We start from the raw sequence: 15,551 nt of genomic DNA on the forward strand, positions 1-15,551 counted from the left end.
ACATCAATCTTAACCCAAATCAATGAAACCGTTGCAATTTTTGAGCCATTTTGGATGATTTTTTGGATGATTTTTTGGATTTGAGTGTTTAATTGTACATAAGACAAACAATCCTGATGTGATTTAGACAGATTCCACTCCAATCTCAACTTTATATCAGCGGTTGATTTGTCTGATTTGTCCGATTTATCAAGGGCGAATTGTAATTTACACACAATAAATTTTAACATTACCACAAATATAATGATGTTTGGGTGTAGGGCATGGTAAATATCAAGCTGGTCGGGTGCACCCCATAACCCGAAAAATAATCATTGAAAAATCAATAAGTTGTAACTTTAAGTTAAGATCAAAGTAGTTAAGTTTTATTTAAGATAAGGTGGGCAAAATGACAATAAAAGTACTCATCGTGGATGACCACGAACTTGTCCGCACAGGCATCAGTCGTATGCTTGGGGACGACCCCGAGATTGAAGTTGTGGGCGAAGCAGGCTGTGGCGAGACGGCAGTGGCAATGACTCGTAAGCTCGCTCCTGATGTGGTGCTCCTTGATGTTAATATGCCCAACATCGGTGGCGTGGAAGCAACTCGACGTATCAAACAGCTGGATGAATGCATCAAGGTGGTGGTGGTGTCTAGCTTGGTCGCTGAGCCTTATCCATCCATGCTTTTAAAGGCAGGGGTGGATGGCTACATTACCAAAGGCACGCCCATTGGCGAGATGATAGTCGCCATCAAAAAGGTCAAAGCAGGGGGGAAGTATTTTAGTCATGAGATTGCTGATGTGCTTGCCCAAAATATGCTTGACAAAAAAACCAACCCCTTTGATGGCTTGTCCGAGCGTGAAAAGCAGGTCGCCATGATGGTGGCAAACTGCCAAAGTGCCAGTCAGATTGCCGACAGCTTATTTGTGAGTGTCAAAACCGTAAACACTTACCGTTATCGCATTTTTGAAAAATTGGGCGTGGACTCTGATGTCAAGCTCACTCACCTTGCCATACGTCACGGACTGGTCAATACATGAGTCCATCTCCCATCAGACAAACCAAAACATGGGTACGAAGACTGTGGTTTTTGTCCGCCAACGTCCATGAAGAAGCTCTCATCTCCACGATGCGTGTGCGTCAAGTTGGGCTTACCTACGCCGCTTACCGCTTTGTCATCGCCAATTTTTTACTGATGGCAAATTTTTTGTTAAGCCGTGATGGCGTGGGTCTGCCCACACAACCTGACTTTGTAGAACAGATGCTATTTGGCATTTATGTTATTGTGGCGTTGGTGCTATTATGTGCTTTTTTTGGGGTAAAAAAACGATTAAGGCTACAACTGTTGGCAGGCTTTGTGATAGATGTTGTTTTTTTGACCTTATTTGCACTCTACGGTAAAATCAATGATTTTCAAATAACCCTGCTATACATGGTCGTCGTCGCTGCAAGCTATATGTTGCTGTCTTTATCCCGAGCGACTGTCATCACACTCATGACCATCTCAGCACTCATCTATCAGCAGTTTTTTGTTTTTTTCTTTAAGACAGCAGCGATTGAAAAAAACCTACTGACCATCAATGACAGTCTGCTGTTGTCGGTGAGTTTGGTGGCGGTAGGATTTTTAAGTTGGTCCATCTCTCAGCGACTTGCCAAAGCCGAACAGTCGCTTCTTGACCATGCTGATGAAGTAGAAAAACTTCACACCATCAATCAAGCCGTCGTCAAAAACATGGTCAATGGCGTGCTGGTGTTAGACCCCAAATGCAATATCGTCATGATAAATAATGCCGCTCAACGTCTTTTGCACCTGCCCATTGATGATAACGCCTGCGACAGCCCCGCCAAAATCATCGAGCTGTCTCGCATCATCATCAAACAACACCCCAAAATCATCGGCTGGTATCGCTCACTGGCTCCCAACCAGTCATCTGAACTTATCTACGACCTACCGCCCAAAATCCATAATCATGCTCATATCAATCAAACACACCTTAGCGATAAGTTACGCATCAGTTCCAGACCCCTGCTTGAACATGGTCAAATTCTCATCATCGAAGATCTAAGCCGTGAACAAAGTCACGCCCAACAGCTAAAACTTGCAAGCTTAGGTCAGCTCTCTGCCAGCATCGCCCATGAAATCAGAAACCCCCTCGCCGCCATCAGCCAAGCCAGTCAGCTACTCATGGAAGATGTGCGTGATGATGATGTCAATGCTGAGTTTTATGAGATGATTTACCAACAGACCAAGCGGGTCAATTCTATCATCTCAGATGTGCTAAGCCTGTCTCGCCAAGAGATGCCCAACCAGTCGCCCCTAGACGCCCCAAATTGGGTACGGCAGTTTTTGGCGGAGCAGTATCCACACGAATTCATCATCGTAACAGGCGACACCGCCAAGCCCATCTTGTTCTATTTTGATGCCAATCAGCTAGAACAAGTCATGACAAATCTCGTCAATAATGCCTTGTACCACACCATTCATCAATTCCATGATAATGATGTGGAGATACGCCTAACCAAAACCAAAACAGGGGCATTTATTGACGTGCTAGACCATGGCGAAGGCGTGAGTGAGAAGGATTTGACCAATCTTTTTAATCCCTTTTTTACCACCAGTAAAAAAGGCACAGGACTGGGACTTTATCTGTCACAATCATTTAGCGAGGCCAATAACGCCAAAATCCGCTATTTTAGAGAGAATGATAAAAGCTGTTTTCGTCTGATTGTCTCTAATACGCCTGTTGCTTAGCGTATGGTTTTGGGGCATTGGGTGCATAAATATTCATCCAAACATTCACATTTTTGCTGATAATTTTGCCAAGAATTTGCTAAATATTGGGTTTTGTGTAAAAATCCTATATAATAATCCACATCTAAGTTATTGGAAACATTCATGCAAGATAAGCCGCTCGCCCTAGTTATTGATGATGAAGCTGACCTATGTCGCCTGATGCAAATCACCCTAAACAAGATGGGCATAGATACGCACGTTGCTTATGATGTGGCAAGTGCCAAAGGTTTTTTGGCAGACAATCACTATGATTTTTGTCTCACCGACCTTGCCCTACCCGATGGTTCTGGTATGGAAATTGTGGAGCTTATCACCAAAACCACCACAACACCCGTAGCAGTCATCACCGCCCATGGCGATGTAAATGTTGCCATTGAAGCGATGAAAATTGGTGCATTTGACTTTGTCAATAAACCACTGGACTTACCACGCTTACGCCAACTTGCCAAATCTGCCTTAAAGGCTAATGAATCCATCATTCAAGACACCAAAAGCATCACAGCACAAGAAAACAACAACCCAAAACAAGATACCAACACCATCATACCATCTAACCCATTGACAGGCAATTTGCTTGCACCCACAGAAAATAATACTCAAATCAACCAAGATGGGCGTCAAAGAACCATAAAAAACACCACCAAAAAAACCACCGCTGTCAGCGATGATGATATTTTTGGCGGTCGGCTCATTGGTGAATCTCGCCCCATGAAACAGCTGCGTTCTACCATCAAAAAATTAGCCCGCTCACAGGCACCAGTATTTTTATGGGGAGGTTCGGGTACGGGCAAAGAAGTGGTTTCACGACTCATCCATGACCTAAGCGGTCGCCGTAATGGCAACTTTGTCCCCGTCAACTGTGGTGCGATACCATCTGAATTGATGGAGAGTGAATTTTTTGGTCATAAAAAGGGCAGTTTTACAGGGGCAACGTCGGATAAAATTGGGCTGTTTCAGCAGGCAGATGGTGGCACACTGTTTTTGGATGAAGTGGCAGATTTGCCACTTGTCATGCAGGTCAAGCTACTTCGTGCCATTCAAGAAAAAACCGTGCGTGCCATCGGTGACACCAAAGAGGTGCCTGTGGATATCCGTATTGTCTGTGCCACGCATAAAGATTTGGCGGATTTGGTACAAAAAGGGGCATTCCGTCAAGATTTGTTCTATCGTATTAATGTCATCGAGGTCAAGTTGCCTGCCCTAAATGACCGCCGTGATGACATTCCCATGCTTGCCAAGCATTTTTTGGAGATGATTGCCAAAGATTGGGGGCTTGACAATCTTAGCCTAACCGATGATGCCATAGACATGCTGACATATCATAACTTCAAAGGCAATGTACGTGAGCTTAGAAACATCTTAGAGCGTGCCGTTACCATGAGTGATGGCGATGAGATTGATGCCCATCATCTCATGCTTGATGACATGGCAAATGTATCAGATGATAACACCTCATCATCTGATTTTGACACACAAGATGATGACGCCATCACGCCCTACACGTCTAAACCCTTAGTGAACACAGTCAGCCCTACCATGACCAAAGCATCGCCCTACCATGACCAGAGACCGATCTATACCGCCAATACCATCATCAAAGAAAACAAAGAAACCAAGTCCGTCACCCAAGGTCTAAACATCATCGCCTCTGCCAACTATGGCACACCCTTATCTGTCCCAAAACCCCAAAACTCCAACCCATCTAAAACACATGATGACAGTCAAGCCTCTGATAAGTTGGATTTGTCAGATGAAGATTTGGTAAACAGCAACCTACCCAGTCAAGGGCTAGAAGCTTATTTGCTTGATCAAGAACGCCAAATCATCTGCACCGCCTTACAGCAGGCAGGGGGTAACAAAACCCAAGCTGCCAAACTGCTTGGCATGACCTTTCGTTCTCTACGTTATCGCATGAAAAAACTGGACATTGATGATGGTGATGATGAATGACCTCTGAAAATCCAGCATTAAAAAAGGAGTGTATGCCCCTTTTTTTAAGTGCTATCTTTTTAAGTCATCTCTTAAAATCCACCCACAGGTGCAAAGTCCACTCCTGTTTCTAATTTTGCCCCATCCATCAAAATAAGTGCTTGTGACAGCCACGCATCGCTTGGTATTGCCATCATGGTTGATGCCAATTCATCAGAATCATCAAATGCCACATCAGGCACAACCCCCACCCCATCAATACGCTGACCATCAGCGGTCAGATAGTGGGCGGTGGTCATCTTAACCGCTTGTCCATCGCCTATGGGAATAACCGACTGTACCGAACCTTTGCCATAGCTCGTCTCACCGACTATCAAGGCTCGTTTTTGCGACTGCAAGCTACTGGCTAACACTTCGGCAGCCGATGCCGAGTAGCGGTTTTGTAGTATCATCACTGGCAAATCAATGAGCAGTGGCGAGCCTTCAGTTCTTAGCTCTCGCTCTACCCCCTGTCGCCCTGCCACTTGCACCAATGTCTGGTTACGCATAAACAGCGATGCCACCGCCCCTGCCGACTCTAAGACCCCACCGGGGTTGTTTCGTACGTCCAATATCACCCCTGTGATTGGCACGCCCGCCTGCCCCAAACTCTCCAAAATCTGCTGACGGGTGTTGTTTTGAAACACGGGCAGTTTAATGATAACCACACCCCCAACGATGGCAGTCTCTACATTGCTTTTTAACACTTCATTACGCTGAGCGGTAAGTCGTCTTTTGCTACGCCCCGCATGAGACACCACAATATCCACCTGTGTGCCAGCAATGCCATTTAATAACTGTTTGACATCATTTTCACTGTGACTCTCATCCAGTTTGGTCTCACCCACTTGGTGTAGATAGTCTCCCACTTTTACGCCAGCACGTTTGGCAGATGAGTCTTCATGAACACTGGTAATGACCCAATGACTCTCATCATCCTGCCATACCGCTGACAGCCCGATGTTCGCCACGTTGCCTGCGGTGAATGATTGTAGATTGGCAAAGGCGTCTTTATCCAAGAACTCCGCATGGCTGTCTAGCCCTGTCAGCATGCCACTCATGGCATTTTCAAAGAGCTTCTCATCGCTGACTTCTTCGACATAGTCACGACGCACCAAATCCACCACCGACACAAAGGTTTTTAGGGTGTTTGGCGACACCGCCCCCAGTGGCACACGCCCCTGATGTAGCCCTTCTATGCCATGTAGTGTATTGGGCTTACTCTCTAAGGCATCAAGTGTTGGGCTTGTCGGGTCTTGGGCATCCGTCTGCTCGCCTGTCTCTGCTTCAACATCCAGACCGCTGTCAGCTTGCACATCATCGCCAAAGCCGAGTAGATTTGCCACTTTATTGATGGGCGTGCTGATAAGATGAGACGGCTTGGCATGGCTGATTGACACGCTCAGCGATAATACCATCATACTCACCAGTAAGGTTGTGGTCAGTTTCATACATCCACCAATAGGCTCTCACCCGTCATCTCGGCAGGTTTTTGCATACCCATCAGGTGCAAAATAGTCGGAGCGACATCACACAGTCGTCCGCCTGTCCGCACGCTCACCTGTTTGTCGCCCACATAGATAAACGGCACAAATTCGGTCGTGTGCTGAGTATGCACCTGTCCGCTTTCGTAGTCTTGCATTTGCTCGCAGTTGCCGTGGTCGGCGGTGATGAGCAGATGACCGTTCATCTCACGCACCGCACCGACTATCTCGCCAATACAGGTATCCACCGCTTCTACCGCCTTGACCGCCGCATCAAACACGCCCGTATGCCCCACCATGTCGCCATTGGCGTAGTTGATGATGACCACGTCAAACTCGCCTGATAATATCGCTTCTTTTAGCTTGTCAGTTACTTCAAAAGCACTCATCTCGGGCTTTCCATCATAGGTTTTGACATCAGGGCTATTTACCAAAATGCGTTTTTCGCCGTCATACAGCTCTTCACGCCCGCCACTAAAAAAGAAAGTAACGTGAGCGTATTTTTCGGTTTCGGCAATGCGAAGCTGGGTTTTGCCATGATTTTGTAAATACTCACCCAGTGTATTGCTAAGGCTCGTTGGCTGATAAGCAACCGCTGTTGTAGGATTGTTTGCCAATTGGTCTGAATATTTGGTCATCATGACAAAGGCGGATAATTTAGGTGTCATCTTGCGTTTAAAGCCGTCAAAATCGCCATCAACAAAGACCTGACTCATCTGTCTGGCACGGTCTGCACGAAAATTGACAAAAATCACACCGTCATTATCTGCTATCACACCATTATCATCAATGATTGTCGCCTGTACAAATTCATCCGTCTCATCTGCTGCATAAGCAAGCTCTATGGCATGGCTGGCACTGTCCGCTTCACGCACCGCCTTGGCTTGGGTCATCAGGTCGTACGCCTGCTCCACCCTATCCCACCGCTTATCCCTATCCATGGCAAAAAAGCGTCCGATACAGCTTGCGATTTTGGCTTCGACATCAAACTCTTGGCTAAGATTTGCCAAATACTGCTCCAAATCCGCCACATAGCCGTCTGCCGATTTTGGTGGGGTGTCTCGCCCGTCCAAAAACGCATGAACGAACACTTGGCTTGCCCCCTGCTCTACGGCAAGTTTGGCGGTCGCCTTAATGTGGTCAATATGAGCATGAACCCCGCCATCAGAGAGCAAGCCCAAAACATGCACCGCCCCTTCGTTGTCTATCGTGTCCTTGACCGCTTTGATGAGCACGTCATTATTAAAAAATTCGCCCGAGCTGATGTCGTTCATGATACGGGTAGAATCTTGGTACAAAATCCGTCCTGCCCCCAAATTCATATGCCCAACCTCTGAATTGCCAAATTGACCATCAGGTAATCCAACATCCTGCCCTGAACCTGAGATAAGACCATGTGGACAGCTTGCCATGAGTGCATCCAAATTGGGTTTCTTGGCGGCATAGACAGCATTGTCTCGTGGGTCTTCTCGGTGTCCAACACCATCTAAAATCATCAAAACATAAGGGATTTTTTTCATGATAACGCCTTTTTATAAATCAAAAATAATGAAGTAAAAACAATAAAACATTGCCCATTTTAGCATAAAATCGCCCTTTTCGGCACGGTAAAAACCATTTAAATCTTGAAATTTTTATAAAATCATCGTATAATAAAAGTACTGAAACACTCGCCAGTTGAGAATACACCTGAGCCGATAATCACACTTACAGGGTAATGACTGTTTGCTGTGGTGTGTATGCCCGCATCATCTGATGTATCGGGAAACCTAAAACAGCAAAGATTTACCCGCCTTGAACTACTTGGTTCATGGGCAACACTTGACAGCGGTGTTTCGGTTTTTTATTTTTATACTTTTAAAATATTGATTTTAAACAAAAATATTTTTAATATTAAAATTTTTATCATTTTTTAAAAAATTTCTTGACAAGTTGTCAAAAATCTATATAATACGCAATCACTTGATACGACAAGTTATTCCCCAATAGCTCAGTCGGTAGAGCATCGGACTGTTAATCCGTGTGTCCCTGGTTCGAGCCCAGGTTGGGGAGCCATATTTAAAAACCCTTTTCTGTTTTGGAAAAGGGTTTTTGCTTTTTCGCTTTTGGTTATGTCATTATTTGCTTGATATCATGGGCATGATGATAAAAACCACACCATCATGCCCACACCCCATCCCATCACCAATCATTTGCGATTGCTTGGCACTGCCATCGCCCTTGACGGATATCTTGATACTTAGCCATGTCTGTCTTTGCCGTCTTGCTGGGTTGGTTTGATACCCAATGATACCGATAGATTTTATCATCTTTGGCATAAAATTCAGATGAATGCTCAGGCTTAACCGTATAATAATCACCATCTACATGATAATCAAACACATCCAAATCCCACCCATGCGACTCATCATCACTCATTAGGATGTCTATTTGGTTAAACCCATTTAACAGGATAAAATTAGGGTCGTTTAATTTTTCCACAATGGGATTGCCGTTATCATCAAAATACTCATCAATAAAATCAAGCTCGCTCTCATCACGACTAAGATACGCTCGCCCTACTGTCTCATCCACCCCATCTTGTATGAAATAAATCCGCCCATTATCAGCCATCAACTTATAACTAAAACTTTGGCTAAATCGCTCTCGTTTGGTGCTATACATGACAATGATGTCATTATGACCGCTCGGAACAGCATTTTGCCATGCATACCTCTCTTGGTACTTCCCACCATCTTTACCCACTTCATTCATGTCAGCATAAAACTTCAAGGTATTGACATCATTACCATGACACAAATAAGCATGACCACCAGAGACGTAATTTGGCTCATCATCATTAATTTGCAATAAAAAACCATCTTCATCACTTCGCCCCTTGATATGAAGACGTGTGCCGTCTTGATAACGATTATGCCTACTCATCACGGCAAATACAGAAGGCTTGTCCATCTCAATAGACATCACATCACCCACGAGCCGATAACCGCCAAACGCTACCATGCCCATCGCACTTATCATCACACGCTGATTGGGCAAAAGACACATCATGCTCTGATTGGCTTGTTTGTCGTGTTTTAAACAGCCAATCAGCTCATCAGCATTTGGGTAACTGTTTGCATGAACACAAACACTCATAAACATCATCAAGCAAAGCAACCATCTCATCGAAGCACCCCTACAACCCCAACATCTTAGTTATCACGCTATAATGGTCTTCAAACATCATACGCCCGTCAAGCTCGCCAAGCGGTAGCCAAAACGCCCGACTGGCATCATCGCCCCCTGCCACATCGGGGAGCTTATCGCCTGTCAGTTCAAAATAAAACACCGTTGTTACCGTCCGTCCACGAGCCGAACGGTTCGGAGCGTCAAAGGCATGGCTTGCTTTTAGAGTGCTTGGGCTGATGATAAGCCCAGTCTCTTCTTGTAATTCACGTAACGCACAGTCAAGCAGGCTTTCATCTTTATCCAAAAATCCGCCCGCCAACGCATACAGCCCACGCCCATACTCGCCCCCACGCTCAATGAGTAGCACATGACCTGCCTGCACCGCCAAAGCGTCCGCCGTAACAAACACAGGTGGATACGGAGCGGACTGCCATGCTTTTTGATAATCTAAGACATGGCGGTATTCACGTTGCAGATGAGTAAAATCGTCCGTTTGGGCAAATTTTTGTAAAAAAGCCACGCTCGGGGCAGGCATTTTATCTTGCCAATCATCGCCATTTTTTAGACGTTCATCTAAAAAATACGCCCGTCTTAGCGGTGTGGCAGACAAATTTTCAAAACTGGGCAACTCAACAAAACCCCAATCAGGAAATAACGACAAATAATACGAACTGTCATCCTTGGTATGCCCGATGATACCAATCTTGGCAGGTTCGTTTTGGGTGATAAACGAGACCGCTTGTTGGACGTTTTGGAGCCATTTGTGGTCATTATAGAGCGTGTCATCAATGGGCATACAAATGATACGCTCGCTGTCGGCTGTGTCATTATCAAAGGCTTTTAAAATCATGCTTTCACGTTCATCAAAGCTAAACGGATTTTTGATGGTGCGTGGGCTATTTGCCGAACCGATGAGCATGATGACGGTTTTGGCACGGTTTAGGGCTTCACGCACGACAAATTCATGCCCATGATGAAACGGCTGAAACCGCCCGATAAATACCAAATAATCAAATTGAGCCATGTTAAATCTCATTATTTAAAAAATTAGACTTGATAAAAGCGATTATGTTACCATAAAAGCATAGATTTATCTTTATTATTGAGTTTTTACCATGAGCGATTTACAAAACGAACCTTTAAGCAGTAACATCATCATCACGCCCAACGCCCAAGACTATCTGGCGGAACTGCTTGCCAAACAAGAAGTGGACGGCATTGGCGTGCGTATTTTTGTGGAACACGCAGGCACGCCCCGAGCCGAGTGCTGTATGAGCTACTGCCAGCCCGATGAGATTGATGAAGACGATTTGCAAATTCCTTATGACAAATTTGTCGCTCACATTGACGCACCGAGCATTCCTTATCTGCATGATGCGGTGATTGACTATAACAAAGACCGTTTTGGCGGTCAGCTTACATTTAGAGCCCCCAACTCAAAAGTCCCCCAAGTGGGCGAAAATGCCAGCATTGAAGAACGGATTACTTATGTGCTACAAGCCGAGATTAACCCCCAACTTGCCAGCCATGGCGGTCATGTGGAGCTTTTGGAAGTTATCGAAGATGATGCAGGCAAAACCGCCGTGCTAAAATTCGGCGGTGGCTGTCAAGGGTGCAGTGCGGTGGACGTTACCTTGCGTCAAGGCGTGGAAGTTCAGCTAAAACAACAAATTCCCGAGCTGACCCAAGTCATTGACGAAACCGACCACACTAAGACGGAAAATGCGTATTATAAATGATTGGTTAAAAAAGATAAAAGGGCATGAATTGAACCGACCCCCAAATCTTAGACATAAGATTAAAGGTTAGGTTGTTGCAAGTGGTTGTATTAACCCTAATTGGACTAAGTTTCTGTACTTAACAGGACTTAGTCCTTTTAATTTGCTCTTTATTCTATCATGATTGTAGTAGTGTATGTACTCATCAATCACTTGTTTAAGTTCATCTGTTGATGTAAATGTGGTTGTCTCATAAAATATCTCTTGTTTTAGCGTACCAAAGAAGCTCTCTATCACAGCATTATCCAAACAATTGCCTTTTCTTGACATGCTTTGGGTTAAGCCTTGTTCTTTTAGGGTTTGTTGATACTGGTGCATTTGATAGTGCCAGCCTTGGTCTGAATGAATGATGGGTTTGTCATCCATCTTTTCTTGGCTTAGCTTGGATAGGGCATCATTTAACATCTCTTTGACCAACTCATACGTTGGTCTGTCCTTCATCGTATAACTGACAATCTCACCATTAAACAAGTCGATGATGGGCGATAGGTAGAGTTTTCTTTGAATGACACTGCCATCATTTGCCTTGTCTTGTACTTTAAACTCTGTGATGTCTGTTGCCCACTTTTGATTGGGTTTGTCTGCTTTAAAGTCTCTTTTGAGTATATTGTCCTGAATGGTATCTTTGCCCATTGTGCCTTTGTAAGTATTAAACTTACGTTGACGACGAACCAATGCTTTGAGTCCAAGTTTAGCCATCAGTCGTTGCACTCGTTTATGATTAATGACCATGCCTTTTTGGGCAAGCTGATTGTTAAGCTCTGATGTGATTCTACGATAACCATACCTGCCCTTGTGTTGGTGGTAGATGTGGTTAATGTGTTCTTTTAAGTCAAGGTCTTTGTCAGGCTTTGTACTTTGACGAATGTGGTAATAAAACACACTTCTTGGCAAGTTTGACACTGCCAATAAGTCAGCAAGTTTGTGCTTATGCCTTAATTCTTGGATGATCAGGACTTGTTCTTTGTTTGTACTGATTGTTCCTTTTGACGAATTAAGGCATCTAGCTTTTTTAGATAGTCATTCTCTGCTCTAAGATAGGCAAGTTCATCAAGCAAATCATCCACACTTTTTTCGTGGTCTTGTTTGGTTTTCCAAGTTGATTTGGTTTTATTAGCGTTGTGTTTGTTTGACATTGCTTTTTTGCCTTTGGGTTTGGGTATTAGTCCCATTATACCAAAGGCTTGGTAGGACTTTAACCAAGTTGACAGTAAAGAAGGTTGTGGCAGATTAAGCTCTATGGCAAGTTGTGTAAGCGATTTGCCCTGTTGTATGGCTTGAACGGCATTAAGCTTAAAATCTGTGTCATAGACAGCCTTTGTGTGTCGTCTTTTTATGCCATCAATGCCATGTGCTTGATAGAGTTTAACCCATAGCTCTACGGTTGTGTGGTTTAGATTAAAGTGTTTGGCGGTTTGTTTGTAGCCATGATGATTAAGATAATACCCAATCACAGACAGTTTAAAGTCGGTTGTGTATTTTGCCATAAAAAGCACCCCAAAGGTTAGTGTGTCTAACTTTTGGGGTGCGGTTCAGAATTTGCCCTTTTTATAATCATTTAACTTCAAAATACGCCAATAGACGTAAGGTGCGTAATACGCACCAATAAGATTTCTATTTAAAAAGGTGCGTGGGACGCACCTTACCCCCCTACTACACACCCCCAAATACCCAAATTTTAAAAAATAAAAATAGATTATGTTAAATAAATACACCCAAAAAAACGGCAACTTATCATTGCCGTTTTTTGCTTTAATGGTCGCTTGGCACTTTATCCATGTCAATATCAGGATTTTTGGTTAAGTGAATGATGGATAAAATCAACCCACCCCAAACGATAGACAAAGCCACCACCATGACTGCTAATGCGGTACCGTTCATGCGTTTTCTCCTTCTATGGATTTGTGCTGATGATGTGTGGCGTGGGCAGGTGCTTTGGTCAATAGGAACGAACCCACCGCAAACACTGCCACCACACCCCAACCAAAGATAAGTTGAGTTGCCAAATCATAACTGTCATAGCCCTTGGTAACGAGTGAGAACACACTTAGCACCAACGCCACGATGAGCGAAATGGGCGTAACAATGGTCAGCATAAATGCCCAGCCCTTACCCACTTTCACGCTAGAAATGGCGTTAATGTGGTTGATGAGCTTATCCATGACAGGACGGTTAAACCACGTTACCCAAATGATAGACAAAATCGCCCCTGTTACCACGCCGATATTATTGGCAAAATGGTCAATCACGTCCACAAAGGTAATCGCCGTTTTGGTAGAAAACAGGGCAAGTGAGATGAGAGCTGATACACCACCGACCACGCTAACTGCTTTTTTATGCGACCAGCCGAATTTGTCCTTGACCGCTGAGATTGGCACTTGTAAGATACTTGCCATGGACGTAACGCCCGCCACAAACAGCGAACCAAAAAACAAGATGCCGATGAGCGTACCAGCGTCGCCCATGCTAGAGATGATTTTTGGAAAAGCGATGAATGCCAAACCGATACCGCCCGACACCACTTCTGATACAGGCACGCCTGATTGCACCGCCATAAAGCCCAGTACCGAGAAAATCCCGATACCTGCCATGACTTCAAACGATGAGTTAGCAAAACCCACCACCAATCCTGAGCCTGTCAGGTTGGCATTTTTCTTTAAATAAGATGAGTACGTTACCATAATCCCAAAGCCGATAGACATTGAGAAAAAGACGTGCCCGTAAGCGGCAAGCCAGACCTTAGGGTCAGCCATTTTTTCCCAATTGGGGGTAAAAAAGGCATTTAACCCTTCGGAGGCACCGTTTAGTCGCACTGCTTGCACCACCATTATGGTAAACATGACCACCAATAGCGGAATACAGATTTTGTTGACAAGCTCCACGCCTTTTCGGATACCGCCATACATGATGAACAGCACCAATGCCCATACGATGGCCACCCCGATAAACAGACTAGGCACAATGCCAAAATCTAGTCCCGAGCCATTTTGCAGATAATGCTCAAAGAAAAACGTCTGCGGGTCATCGCCCCACTGTTGCCCAAAGGCATATAGGGTGTATTGCCCTGCCCATGACAACACGGACGCATAATAAATCCCGATGACCGTACACACCAGCACCTGCCACCAGCCCACGATTTCTTTTGATTTAATCATTCGCCGATAAGCCGTGGGTGGGGCTCCGTGGTATTTTTGCCCTGCGACATAATCCAAAAATAGCAAGGGAAACCCTGCGGTTGCCAAGGCAATCAAGTAAGGGATGAAAAACGCCCCACCGCCATTTTCATAAGACACATAAGGGAAACGCCAAATGTTGCCCAAGCCTACTGCCGACCCAATCGCCGCCAAAATAAAGCCTGAGCGTGCCGACCAACTTTCTCGTTGTGTGGACATAATTGCTCCTTTTTTAATGTTTTGGCAACTCCTTTTAATGGGGAATTTACCCATTGTCATCTGTCATGCCAAATCTGTTAAATTTTGTAAAAATATTTTGTCCTGCATAGTTTGATTGAATCAATTAAAAAAGTCAAATAAATAAAAAAATAAAAACCCATAACGAAATATTATGGGTTGATGATAACATTTGTAAACTTAAATCAGCGAATCAGTCCACGCTTGCTGTTTTGTAGCGACTCGATAAACAACGCCACTTTTGGCTCATCCGCCACCCAAGTGGACAGCTCAGCAATCACGTCCGCCTTGATTTTACCAGAACGAAACATCACGTCATAGGCTCTATCTAGCGTCTCAATGGTTTCTTTGCTCCACCCTTTTCGTCTCATGCCTTCTTTGTTTAGCCCATGCACTGTGGATGGGTTGCCCGATACGGTGGTAAAGGCACACACGTCCTTTAAAATCAGGCTCGCCCCGCCAATCATCGCATAGTCATCAATCCGACAGAACTGATGTACACCCGTCTGCCCACCGACAATCACATAATTACCAATATGAGCATGACCTGCCACGCCCACATTATTGGCAAGCACGTTGTGGTCGCCCACCATGCAATCATGAGCGATGTGAGTGTTTACCATAAATAGGTTGTGGTTGCCGATTTTGGTCAAATTACCGCCGTCTGCCGTGCCACGATGAAAGGTACAAGACTCCCGAATGGTATTGTCATCGCCCACTTCTAGGTAAGTGGTTTCGCCTTTAAATTTTAAATCCTGCGGAATCTCACCGATGCTGGCAAATTGAAAAATGGTGTTACGCTTGCCAATGGTTGTATTATCGCCCACGATGACGTGCGATTTTAAAATGGTGTCTTCGCCAATCACGGTATTTTTACCCACGATACAATACGCCCCAATCACAGCGGTTGGGTGTATGACAGCACTGGGGTCAATGATGGCGGTTGGGTGTATGTTCATGAC

Annotated in this window: 13 protein-coding genes, 1 tRNA gene and 1 other RNA gene; 6 read left to right on the forward strand and 9 right to left on the reverse strand. The window is 44.7% G+C overall.

Annotation, left to right across the window (positions count from 1 at the left end):
• Positions 1 to 388: 388 nt before the first annotated feature.
• The 3 genes from AAHK14_RS01300 to AAHK14_RS01310 all read left to right on the forward strand — a co-directional run bounded on the left by AAHK14_RS01300 (position 389) and on the right by AAHK14_RS01310 (position 4,728).
• Complete coding sequence (locus tag AAHK14_RS01300) at positions 389 to 1,024, forward strand: response regulator (RefSeq protein ID WP_062499239.1); 636 nt, start codon at positions 389 to 391, stop codon at positions 1,022 to 1,024.
• Positions 1,021 to 2,736: an ATP-binding protein gene (locus AAHK14_RS01305; RefSeq protein WP_194092719.1), complete on the forward strand. Its 1,716-nt coding sequence runs from the start codon at positions 1,021 to 1,023 to the stop codon at positions 2,734 to 2,736. The genes AAHK14_RS01300 and AAHK14_RS01305 overlap by 4 nt, the downstream gene beginning before the upstream one ends.
• 144 nt (positions 2,737 to 2,880) lie before the next feature.
• Entirely contained in the window at positions 2,881 to 4,728 is a 1,848-nt protein-coding gene (locus tag AAHK14_RS01310; protein ID WP_194092718.1) for a sigma-54 dependent transcriptional regulator, read from the forward strand.
• A gap of 71 nt (positions 4,729 to 4,799) precedes the next feature.
• Here the strand turns inward: AAHK14_RS01310 and AAHK14_RS01315 are convergent, their stop codons facing one another.
• Together AAHK14_RS01315 and gpmI are read right to left on the reverse strand one after the other, a co-directional pair.
• Positions 4,800 to 6,197, reverse strand: coding sequence for a S41 family peptidase (locus AAHK14_RS01315; RefSeq protein WP_227713196.1), 1,398 nt, complete (start codon positions 6,195 to 6,197; stop codon positions 4,800 to 4,802).
• The gene (gpmI, locus tag AAHK14_RS01320; protein WP_194092717.1) at positions 6,194 to 7,750 is read right to left on the reverse strand and encodes a 2,3-bisphosphoglycerate-independent phosphoglycerate mutase; all 1,557 of its coding nucleotides are present in this window, start codon (positions 7,748 to 7,750) and stop codon (positions 6,194 to 6,196) included. Before gpmI ends, AAHK14_RS01315 begins: the two co-directional genes overlap by 4 nt.
• A gap of 135 nt (positions 7,751 to 7,885) precedes the next feature.
• Between gpmI and ssrS the strand changes: the two genes are divergently transcribed.
• Positions 7,886 to 8,076: non-coding RNA, 6S RNA (gene ssrS / locus AAHK14_RS01325), on the forward strand.
• A 133-nt stretch (positions 8,077 to 8,209) separates the two neighbouring features.
• Positions 8,210 to 8,285: transfer RNA gene (locus AAHK14_RS01330), tRNA-Asn, on the forward strand.
• Positions 8,286 to 8,411: 126 nt separating this feature from the next.
• On the opposite strand, the gene AAHK14_RS01335 is transcribed toward AAHK14_RS01330, so the two are convergent.
• A complete protein-coding gene (locus tag AAHK14_RS01335) occupies positions 8,412 to 9,368 on the reverse strand; it encodes a hypothetical protein (protein WP_147285322.1) in 957 nt (318 codons plus the stop codon).
• Positions 9,369 to 9,408: 40 nt separating this feature from the next.
• Positions 9,409 to 10,425: a bifunctional nicotinamide-nucleotide adenylyltransferase/Nudix hydroxylase gene (locus AAHK14_RS01340; protein ID WP_065254896.1), complete on the reverse strand. Its 1,017-nt coding sequence runs from the start codon at positions 10,423 to 10,425 to the stop codon at positions 9,409 to 9,411.
• 91 nt (positions 10,426 to 10,516) lie between these two features.
• Here AAHK14_RS01340 and nfuA point away from each other — a divergent pair, with 91 nt between their 5' ends.
• Complete coding sequence (gene nfuA, locus AAHK14_RS01345) at positions 10,517 to 11,140, forward strand: Fe-S biogenesis protein NfuA (protein WP_065254897.1); 624 nt, start codon at positions 10,517 to 10,519, stop codon at positions 11,138 to 11,140.
• 66 nt (positions 11,141 to 11,206) lie between these two features.
• Here the strand turns inward: nfuA and AAHK14_RS01350 are convergent, their stop codons facing one another.
• The 5 genes from AAHK14_RS01350 to lpxA all read right to left on the reverse strand — a co-directional run bounded on the left by AAHK14_RS01350 (position 11,207) and on the right by lpxA (position 15,548).
• A complete protein-coding gene (locus AAHK14_RS01350) occupies positions 11,207 to 12,157 on the reverse strand; it encodes an IS3 family transposase (protein WP_115246899.1) in 951 nt (316 codons plus the stop codon).
• Complete coding sequence (locus AAHK14_RS01355) at positions 12,130 to 12,666, reverse strand: helix-turn-helix domain-containing protein (RefSeq protein ID WP_065256690.1); 537 nt, start codon at positions 12,664 to 12,666, stop codon at positions 12,130 to 12,132. Before AAHK14_RS01355 ends, AAHK14_RS01350 begins: the two co-directional genes overlap by 28 nt.
• A 265-nt stretch (positions 12,667 to 12,931) precedes the next feature.
• Positions 12,932 to 13,060, reverse strand: a complete 129-nt coding sequence (locus AAHK14_RS01360; RefSeq protein WP_078274910.1) for a methionine/alanine import family NSS transporter small subunit — start codon at positions 13,058 to 13,060, stop codon at positions 12,932 to 12,934.
• Positions 13,057 to 14,571 carry a sodium-dependent transporter gene (locus AAHK14_RS01365; protein WP_062499358.1) on the reverse strand — a complete coding sequence of 505 codons (1,515 nt, stop codon included), beginning with the start codon at positions 14,569 to 14,571 and terminating at the stop codon, positions 13,057 to 13,059. The genes AAHK14_RS01360 and AAHK14_RS01365 overlap by 4 nt, the downstream gene beginning before the upstream one ends.
• Before the next feature lie 203 nt (positions 14,572 to 14,774).
• The gene (gene lpxA, locus AAHK14_RS01370) at positions 14,775 to 15,548 is read right to left on the reverse strand and encodes an acyl-ACP--UDP-N-acetylglucosamine O-acyltransferase (protein WP_065255965.1); all 774 of its coding nucleotides are present in this window, start codon (positions 15,546 to 15,548) and stop codon (positions 14,775 to 14,777) included.
• Positions 15,549 to 15,551: the final 3 nt, after the last annotated feature.

This window comes from Moraxella sp. K1664 (assembly GCF_039693965.1).
GTDB lineage: Bacteria > Pseudomonadota > Gammaproteobacteria > Pseudomonadales > Moraxellaceae > Moraxella.

Bases quoted from the DNA above. Each gene is read 5' to 3' on its own strand.
- AAHK14_RS01300 (WP_062499239.1), top strand. From the start codon at position 389: ATGACAATAAAAGTACTCATCGTGGATGACCACGAACTTGTCCGCACA.
- AAHK14_RS01305 (WP_194092719.1), top strand. From the start codon at position 1,021: ATGAGTCCATCTCCCATCAGACAAACCAAAACATGGGTACGAAGACTG.
- AAHK14_RS01310 (WP_194092718.1), top strand. From the start codon at position 2,881: ATGCAAGATAAGCCGCTCGCCCTAGTTATTGATGATGAAGCTGACCTA.
- AAHK14_RS01315 (WP_227713196.1), bottom strand. From the start codon at position 6,197: ATGAAACTGACCACAACCTTACTGGTGAGTATGATGGTATTATCGCTG.
- gpmI (WP_194092717.1), bottom strand. From the start codon at position 7,750: ATGAAAAAAATCCCTTATGTTTTGATGATTTTAGATGGTGTTGGACAC.
- AAHK14_RS01335 (WP_147285322.1), bottom strand. From the start codon at position 9,368: ATGAGTGTTTGTGTTCATGCAAACAGTTACCCAAATGCTGATGAGCTG.
- AAHK14_RS01340 (WP_065254896.1), bottom strand. From the start codon at position 10,425: ATGGCTCAATTTGATTATTTGGTATTTATCGGGCGGTTTCAGCCGTTT.
- nfuA (WP_065254897.1), top strand. From the start codon at position 10,517: ATGAGCGATTTACAAAACGAACCTTTAAGCAGTAACATCATCATCACG.
- AAHK14_RS01355 (WP_065256690.1), bottom strand. From the start codon at position 12,666: ATGGCAAAATACACAACCGACTTTAAACTGTCTGTGATTGGGTATTAT.
- AAHK14_RS01360 (WP_078274910.1), bottom strand. From the start codon at position 13,060: ATGAACGGTACCGCATTAGCAGTCATGGTGGTGGCTTTGTCTATCGTT.
- AAHK14_RS01365 (WP_062499358.1), bottom strand. From the start codon at position 14,571: ATGTCCACACAACGAGAAAGTTGGTCGGCACGCTCAGGCTTTATTTTG.
- lpxA (WP_065255965.1), bottom strand. From the start codon at position 15,548: ATGAACATACACCCAACCGCCATCATTGACCCCAGTGCTGTCATACAC.